Origin of the sequence: Serratia sp. 506_PEND (assembly GCF_001076875.1) — a bacterium.
GTDB lineage: Bacteria > Pseudomonadota > Gammaproteobacteria > Enterobacterales > Enterobacteriaceae > Serratia > Serratia marcescens.
Genome location: NZ_JVEL01000543.1, coordinates 1 through 7,128, shown reverse-complemented (window position 1 = coordinate 7,128; position 7,128 = coordinate 1). Strand labels below are relative to the sequence as shown.

The following is a 7,128-nucleotide window of genomic DNA, read 5'->3' as shown; positions in this document are numbered from 1 at the left end:
TCTGCAGGAACAGATACATCACCAGGAACACCAGCAGGATGGCTTCCAGCAGCGTTTTCACCACGTCCTTGATCGAGGCTTTGACGAACGGGGTGGTTTCATAGGCCACTTTGGCCTCCAGCCCGTGCGGGAAGTATTGCGACAACTCGGCGATCTTGTCCTTCACCAACTGGTCGGTTTGCAGTTCGTTGGCGCCGGAGGCCAGCTTGATGTTCATGCCCGCGGCCTGCATGCCGTTGTAGCGGCTGAGGTAGTTGTAGTTCTCGCCGCCCAGTTCGACGGTGGCGACGTTGCCCAGCGTCACCAGCGAGCCGTCCTGATTGACCCGCAGGGTGATCTGGCGGAACTGTTCCGGCGTCTGGAGCTGCGACTGGGCGTTGATGGTGGCGTTCAACGCCTGTTTATCGACCGATGGCGTGCCGCCCAACTGGCCGACCGCCACCTGGGCGTTCTGGGATTGAATGGCCTTGACCACGTCCTGGGTCGTGAGCTGGTAGCTGTTGAGCTTGTTGGGATCGAGCCAGATGCGCATGGCGTATTGCGAGCCATACACGTCCATGCTGCCGACGCCGTTGATGCGGCTGAGCGGATCCTGCAGGTTGGAGACGATGTAATCGGCGATGTCCTGCTTGTCCATGCTGTTGTCGGTGGAGACGAACGCCACCATCATCAGCGTGGTGTCGCCGGATTTCGAGACCGTGACCCCCTGATTCTGCACCGCCTGCGGCAAACGTTTGATCGCCGCCTGCAGCTGGTTTTGCACCTGCTGCATCGCCTCGTTGGGATCGGTGCCGGCTTCGAACGTCAGCGTGACGGTCGCCTGGCCGGTATTGGTGCTCTGCGACGACATATACATCATGTTGTCGAGGCCGGTCATATTTTGCTCAATGATTTGGGTGACGGTGTTTTCCAGCGTTTGCGCCGAAGCGCCTGGGTAAGTTGCGCTGATGCGCACGTTCGGCGGCGCCAAATTCGGGTATTGTTCTACCGGTAAAGAAAAAATCGCCAATGCCCCGGTCAGGCAAAGAATAATTGCCAGCACCCAGGCGAAAATCGGGCGATCAATAAAAAAATTGGCCATGCAGCGCGAACCTCGTTATGACTTGTTCTATCTTTAAAACGCATCGGAAATATGCATTTCAGCGGCAGGGAAGGATTCCGGCGCTATTGCACTTTACTCGGGATAGTCGAGGAAAGCGTGGAGAAAAAAAGGAGATAGTGTAAATAACGGTAGCGGAAAACGGCGCGGATGCACCGACGCCGATAATTGGACGCTATTAAGACATTTTTATTACTATCAAAGGCCTTGCGCATCTCTTCGCCGCAGGCAACCGAAAGTAAAAACTGGATTCACCTTACAGCAGGAGCTTGGCATGGGGATTAACCCGGTATTTGCCCGTCGGCTTTATTTATGCTGGCTGATCAGCCACAGTGAACGGCCCAATGTGCCGCGGTTGATGGCGCTGACCGGTTGGCCGCGCCGCACGTTGCAGGATGTACTGAAGGCGCTGCCCGGCATGGGCGTCGAGCTGCAGTTCGTGCAGCAGGGCGTGCGCAACAACGACGGTTTTTATCAGTTGGAAAGCTGGGGGCCGTTCAACAAGAGCTGGGTGCATCAGCATCATCAGGCGCTGCTCGGCGCCATCGAGTAGGCGGCCCCGGCGTATTGGCCGGGGCGGGGCGATCAGTGGCTTTTGTACTCCAGGTACATCACCGTCGCCGCCACGCGAGAACGCACGTCCAGTTTGCGCAGTATGTTGCGGATGTGCACCTTCACGGTTTCTTCAGAGATATGCAACTGCGCCGCCACCTGTTTGTTGGACAGGCCGCGCGCCACCTCTTGCAAGACGTCCAGTTCGCGTTCGGTCAAGGCGGTGAAGGGATCGCGCTGCTCGCTGCGCGCCAGCAAATAGTCGGCCATGGCGTCGCTGATCACGTTTTGCCCCTCGGCGGCGGCGCTGATGTGTTCCAGCAGCTGCTCCGGTTCACTGTCTTTCAGCAGATAGCCGTCGGCGCCGGCGTCGATCAGCGCATACAGATCGCTGCGCGCGTCGGAGACCGTCAGCACGATGATGCGCGCGTCCACGCCTTCGTCGCGCAGAGCCCGCAGCGTATCCAGCCCGGACATGCCCTTCATGTTCAGATCCAACAAGATCACGTCCGGCGCGTGCTGCAGCGCCAGCGCAACCGCCTCGCTGCCGTTGCCGGCCTCCGCCACCACGCCAAATCGCGCATCCAGTCCCAGCAGTTGTTTGATGCCGCGCCGCATCAACGGATGATCGTCAACGATCATGACTCGGTATTGCTTCATCACCATGAAAAATGCTCCCTGTAGCAAGTAAAGCCACTCAAACGCGCCCGCAGGCGTGCTTCACAGTGGGACTGTCTCTTCAAAAATAGCGGCATTCTGCACCGCAAACCTCTCCGGGCGGCCTTCTGCCCGGCGGCAACCGTAACGCAGAGTGAACAGCCGCAAGGTCAGGGCGAGAATGTCAGGCAGACCGCCGTGCCGCCGCCGCTTCTGCGCCGGATGCGCAGCGTTCCTCCCAGTCGCGCCGCGCGTTCGCTCATGATGGTCAAGCCGTAATGCCCTTCCGGTTCTTCCAGACTGGCGATGCCGCAACCGTCGTCGGTAATGCTGAATACGTTGTCGCCTGCGGCATTGACCTCGCAACACACCGCGATCTCGTTCGCTCCGGCGTGCTTGACGGCATTGAGTACCGCTTCGCGCACGATCTGCAGCGCGTGCACCTGCTGTTGGGCGTTGAGCGCCTGCGAGGGCAGCCGACAGTGTAACTGAATCCGCGCGGGGGTTAGCGCCTTTAATGGCTGCAACAGTTGCTCCAGCGCGGCATTCAGATCCGCCTCCTGAATGTTGAGGCGGAAGGTGGCCAGCAATTCTCTCAGCTGGCGATAGGCATCGGCCAGCGTGCGATCGAAATCGTCGATAATCGTCTGTGCCGCCGGATCGTCGGCGGCGCGCCGGAGCAGCGTCAGCTGGATGCGCAGGAACGACAGCGTCTGCGCCAGCGAATCGTGCAGCTCGCGGGCGATGGTCCCACGCTCTTCCATCAACAGCAGATATTGGTGCTGCTTTTGCGCCCGGTTGAAGTAGACGCCGCGCCCCAGCATGTTGGCCAGGCTCTGCATCAGGTGAGGATGCGGCGGCTGCGCTTCGGGCTGCCATCGCAATTCACCCAACAGTTTATCGCCTTGGGTGATCGGCAGCGCGCTCCAGGTTTGCGTCGGCGCCGGCTCTCCTTCGTTCAATTGCCACTGGCCATGATCGTCCGCCACGTTCAACCGGATGCAGCGCAGTCGTTCGCTTTGGCGCACGATGCGCAGCACATTCTCGAATGCCTGCTGATCGATCTGGCGCACGCTCAGCGCCTGTGAACAGCGATACAGCACCTCCAGCGTTTCGTTGGCCTGCTGCAGGCGCTGGGTTTTTTCCTGCACTTTCAGCTCCAGCGACTGATAGAGCCGGGCCAGCTCGTCCGACATGGCGCTGAAGGTTTGCGACAGCACGCCGAGCTCGTTCGGCAGCGCCACGTCCAGCTGCGGGTGGCGAAAGTCGCGCTGTTGCACGCGCTGGCTGGCGTCGACCAGGTGCTGCAGCGGCGTGACCACCTGGCGGCGCATAAAGCGGATGCAGAACAGCACCAGGCCGATGATGGCGGCGTAACCCAGTACGCTGACGGCGGCCACCAGGGTGAGTTTCAACTCGGAATAACGCTGCAGAGCGGAAACAAAATGATCGACGCGGTTGACGTAGCCGGCGACCTCTGCCCGGTAGGCGGCGGCTTGCCCGTCGCGGATCTGCCGCTCCATCGCTTGCCATGTTCGTTGCAGCGCCAGATAGTGGTTGCGCACCTCGGCCGGGACGTAAAAGCGTGCCAGCTTTTGCAGCGCCGGCGCCTGCAAAGATTGCCGATACTGCTGCAGGTGCAGCTCCAGCTCCGGGCTCTGTCGATCGAGATCAAAGGCCAGGCGGTAGCTTTGCATGCGCAGCGAACCGGCGATGTTGATCGCCTCGGCATCGCTCTGGCTGCCGGCGACGGTCGTCAACGCCAACCCGGTGGCGAGCACCGACAGTATCACGATGCCGAACAGCGCCCTGGCCAGGCTGCCGGTCACGGAACGTTTAACAAGCAATCACGGAATCCTTTTCTCTCAGGTGAGGGCTGCGCCAGTTTCATTCGAAAGCAAAACTATAACTTTTGCAACTAAATTGCACCGCGATTTGTATCAAGTTGTCAACAAAACGGGAACAATTGTCGTCGTGTAATCAAATGAATAGCGAAATGCCCGCCGATGTTCAGCCGCCGCCCGGTTTCCACTGAGGATTTGTCTTTGCGGATGCGATTCGTCTGTCAGATTATGCGTCTGCCCACGATGTCTTTTTAATCCTGGTTTGCCCGGAGAGGCGTTGTGATTTTTGTTGCAAATCGTCTGCTGCGGCGCAGCGTAATCGCGGTATGATTTTCACGTTGCAACTCAAGGAAAAAGGGTCATGTCGTCGAAAATTGAGAATGTGAAGAAAGAGCTGTTGTCGGACAACTGGTATGTGCTGAACAAGTACACGTTCGATCTGAAACGCAAAAACGGCGGTTCGGTGCAACAGGTGCGCGAGGTTTACGATCGCGGCAACGGCGCCACCATTTTGCTGTACAACCGCGCCAAGGGCACGGTGGTGCTGACCAACCAGTTCCGCATGCCGACCTACGTCAACGGCAACGAAAGCGGCATGCTGCTCGAGGCCTGCGCTGGCCTGCTGGACGCCGATTCGCCGGAGCAGTGCGCGCGCCGCGAAGCGGTGGAAGAGACCGGTTTTCAGGTGGGCGAGGTCAAGAAAATCTTCGAAGCCTACATGTCGCCGGGCGGCGTGACCGAGATCGTGCACTTCTTTATCGCCGAATACCATGACGATGAGCGGCGCGCGGCCGGCGGCGGCATTGAAGATGAAGATATTGAGGTGATTGAACTGCCGTTCAGCGACGCGGTGGCGATGATCGCCGACGGCCGGATTAAAGACGGCAAGACCATCATGCTGCTGCAGTATTTGCAGATTCATCGGGTGATGGAATAAAAAAAGCCGGTCATGATGACCGGCTTTTTTATCGGCTTGCGCCAGACCGCTTACTTCAGCAGCGCCTGCGCCTTCGCCACCACGTTGTCCACGGTGAAGCCGAACTCGGCGAACAGCTGCTCCGCCGGCGCCGACTCACCGAAGGTGGTCATGCCCACGATGGCGCCGTTCAGCCCCACGTACTTGTACCAGTAGTCCGCGATACCCGCTTCCACCGCCACGCGCGCCGTCACCGCCGCCGGCAGCACCGACTCGCGGTACGCCGCATCCTGCTTGTCGAACGCGTCGGTCGACGGCATCGACACCACGCGCACCTTGCGGCCCGCCGCGGTCAGCTTGTCCGCCGCTTCCACCGTGATGCCCACTTCGGAGCCGGTGGCGATCAGGATGACGTCCGGCGTGCCCGCGCAGTCTTTCAGCACGTAGCCGCCGCGGTACACGTTCGCCAGCTGCTCTGCGGTGCGCGGCTGCTGGGTCAGGTTCTGGCGCGAGAACACCAGGGTGGTCGGGCCGTCGTTGCGCTCGATGCCGTACTGCCACGCCACCGCCGATTCCACCTGGTCACACGGGCGCCAGGTGCTCATGTTCGGGGTCACGCGCAGGCTCGCCAGCTGCTCCACCGGCTGGTGAGTCGGGCCGTCTTCGCCCAGACCGATGGAGTCGTGGGTGTAGACGAACACGTTGCGCAGCTTCATCAGCGCCGCCATGCGCACCGCGTTGCGGGCGTATTCCACGAACATCAGGAAGGTCGCCGAGTACGGCAGGAAGCCGCCGTGCAGCGCGATGCCGTTGGTGATGGCGGTCATGCCGAACTCGCGCACGCCGTAATGAATGTAGTTGCCCGCCGGGTCAACGTTCAGCGCTTTCGAGCCGGACCACATGGTCAGGTTGCTCGGCGCCAGGTCGGCGGAGCCGCCCAGGAACTCCGGCAGCACCTTGCCGAACGCTTCCAGCGCGTTCTGCGACGCCTTGCGGCTGGCGATGTTGGCCGGGTTGGCCTGCAGTTTTTCCACGAACGCTTTGGCGTCGGCTTTCCAGTCGGCCGGCAGCTCGCCGTTCATGCGGCGCTTGAACTCGGCGGCCAGTTCCGGGAAGGCCTTGGCGTAGGCGGCGAACTTGTCGTTCCAGGCCGCTTCTTTGGCCTGACCGGCTTCTTTGGCGTCCCACTGAGCGTAGATGTCCTGCGGGATTTCAAAGGCGGCGTATTTCCAGCCCAGCGCTTCGCGGGTGGCGGCCACTTCGGCGGCGCCCAGCGCGGCGCCGTGCACGTCATGGGTGCCGGCCTTGTTCGGCGAACCGAAGCCGATAACGGTCTTGCACATCAGCAGCGACGGCTTGTCGGTCACCTTGCGGGCTTCTTCAATCGCGGCCTTGATGGCGTCCGGGTTGTGGCCGTCGACGTTGCGCACCACGTGCCAGCCGTAGGCTTCGAAACGCAGGGCGGTGTCGTCGGTGAACCAGCCGTCGACGTGGCCGTCGATGGAGATGCCGTTGTCATCGTAGAAGGCGGTCAGCTTGCCGAGCTTGAGGGTGCCGGCCAGGGAGCAGACTTCGTGCGAGATGCCTTCCATCATGCAGCCGTCGCCCATGAAGGCGTAGGTGTGGTGGTCGACGATGTCGTGGCCGGGGCGGTTGAACTGCGCCGCCAGGGTGCGTTCGGCGATGGCGAAGCCGACGGCGTTGGCGATGCCCTGGCCCAGCGGGCCGGTGGTGGTTTCAACGCCCGGGGTGTAGCCGAACTCCGGGTGGCCCGGGGTTTTGGAATGCAGCTGACGGAAGTTTTCCAGCTCGCGCATCGGCAGGTCATAGCCGGTGAGGTGCAGGAGGCTGTAAATCAACATGGAGCCGTGGCCGTTGGAGAGCACGAAACGGTCGCGGTCAGCCCAGTGCGGGTTAGTCGGGTTGTGGTTGAGATAGTCACGCCACAGGACTTCGGCGATGTCCGCCATGCCCATAGGGGCCCCCGGGTGGCCGGAATTTGCTTTTTGTACGGCGTCCATGCTGAGTGCGCGGATAGCGTTGGCAAGCTCTTTACGAGA

6 protein-coding genes are annotated in these 7,128 nt (G+C 61.0%); 2 read left to right on the top strand and 4 right to left on the bottom strand.

Annotated features, from left to right (window positions below; all coding sequences use genetic code 11):
* Nucleotides 1-1,081: efflux RND transporter permease subunit (locus ADK28_RS23555; RefSeq protein ID WP_048796835.1), on the bottom strand; the 1,081-nt coding region annotated here is incomplete at its 3' end.
* Nucleotides 1,082-1,373: 292 nt separating this feature from the next.
* Here ADK28_RS23555 and ADK28_RS23550 point away from each other — a divergent pair.
* Nucleotides 1,374-1,652: a winged helix-turn-helix domain-containing protein gene (locus ADK28_RS23550; RefSeq protein WP_016926751.1), complete on the top strand. Its 279-nt coding sequence runs from the start codon at nucleotides 1,374-1,376 to the stop codon at nucleotides 1,650-1,652.
* A gap of 32 nt (nucleotides 1,653-1,684) precedes the next feature.
* Here ADK28_RS23550 and ADK28_RS23545 read toward each other — a convergent pair whose 3' ends face one another.
* Both ADK28_RS23545 and narQ read right to left on the bottom strand, forming a co-directional pair.
* Nucleotides 1,685-2,317 carry a response regulator gene (locus tag ADK28_RS23545; RefSeq protein ID WP_004941753.1) on the bottom strand — a complete coding sequence of 211 codons (633 nt, stop codon included), beginning with the start codon at nucleotides 2,315-2,317 and terminating at the stop codon, nucleotides 1,685-1,687.
* Nucleotides 2,318-2,478: 161 nt separating this feature from the next.
* Complete coding sequence (gene narQ / locus ADK28_RS23540; RefSeq protein ID WP_048796834.1) at nucleotides 2,479-4,155, bottom strand: nitrate/nitrite two-component system sensor histidine kinase NarQ; 1,677 nt, start codon at nucleotides 4,153-4,155, stop codon at nucleotides 2,479-2,481.
* Between the two features lie 358 nt (nucleotides 4,156-4,513).
* Here narQ and nudK point away from each other — a divergent pair, with 358 nt between their 5' ends.
* Nucleotides 4,514-5,089 (top strand): GDP-mannose pyrophosphatase NudK, encoded by a 576-nt coding sequence (gene nudK, locus ADK28_RS23535; RefSeq protein ID WP_033639683.1) that lies wholly within the window; start codon nucleotides 4,514-4,516, stop codon nucleotides 5,087-5,089.
* A gap of 50 nt (nucleotides 5,090-5,139) precedes the next feature.
* On the opposite strand, the gene tkt is transcribed toward nudK, so the two are convergent.
* Nucleotides 5,140-7,128, bottom strand: a 1,989-nt coding sequence (tkt, locus tag ADK28_RS23530; RefSeq protein ID WP_048795683.1) for a transketolase, incomplete at its 5' end; no start/stop codon positions are given.

Coding starts and splice junctions, on each gene's coding strand:
- ADK28_RS23550 (WP_016926751.1), top strand. CDS start 1,374: ATGGGGATTAACCCGGTATTTGCCCGTCGGCTTTATTTATGCTGGCTG.
- ADK28_RS23545 (WP_004941753.1), bottom strand. CDS start 2,317: ATGGTGATGAAGCAATACCGAGTCATGATCGTTGACGATCATCCGTTG.
- nudK (WP_033639683.1), top strand. CDS start 4,514: ATGTCGTCGAAAATTGAGAATGTGAAGAAAGAGCTGTTGTCGGACAAC.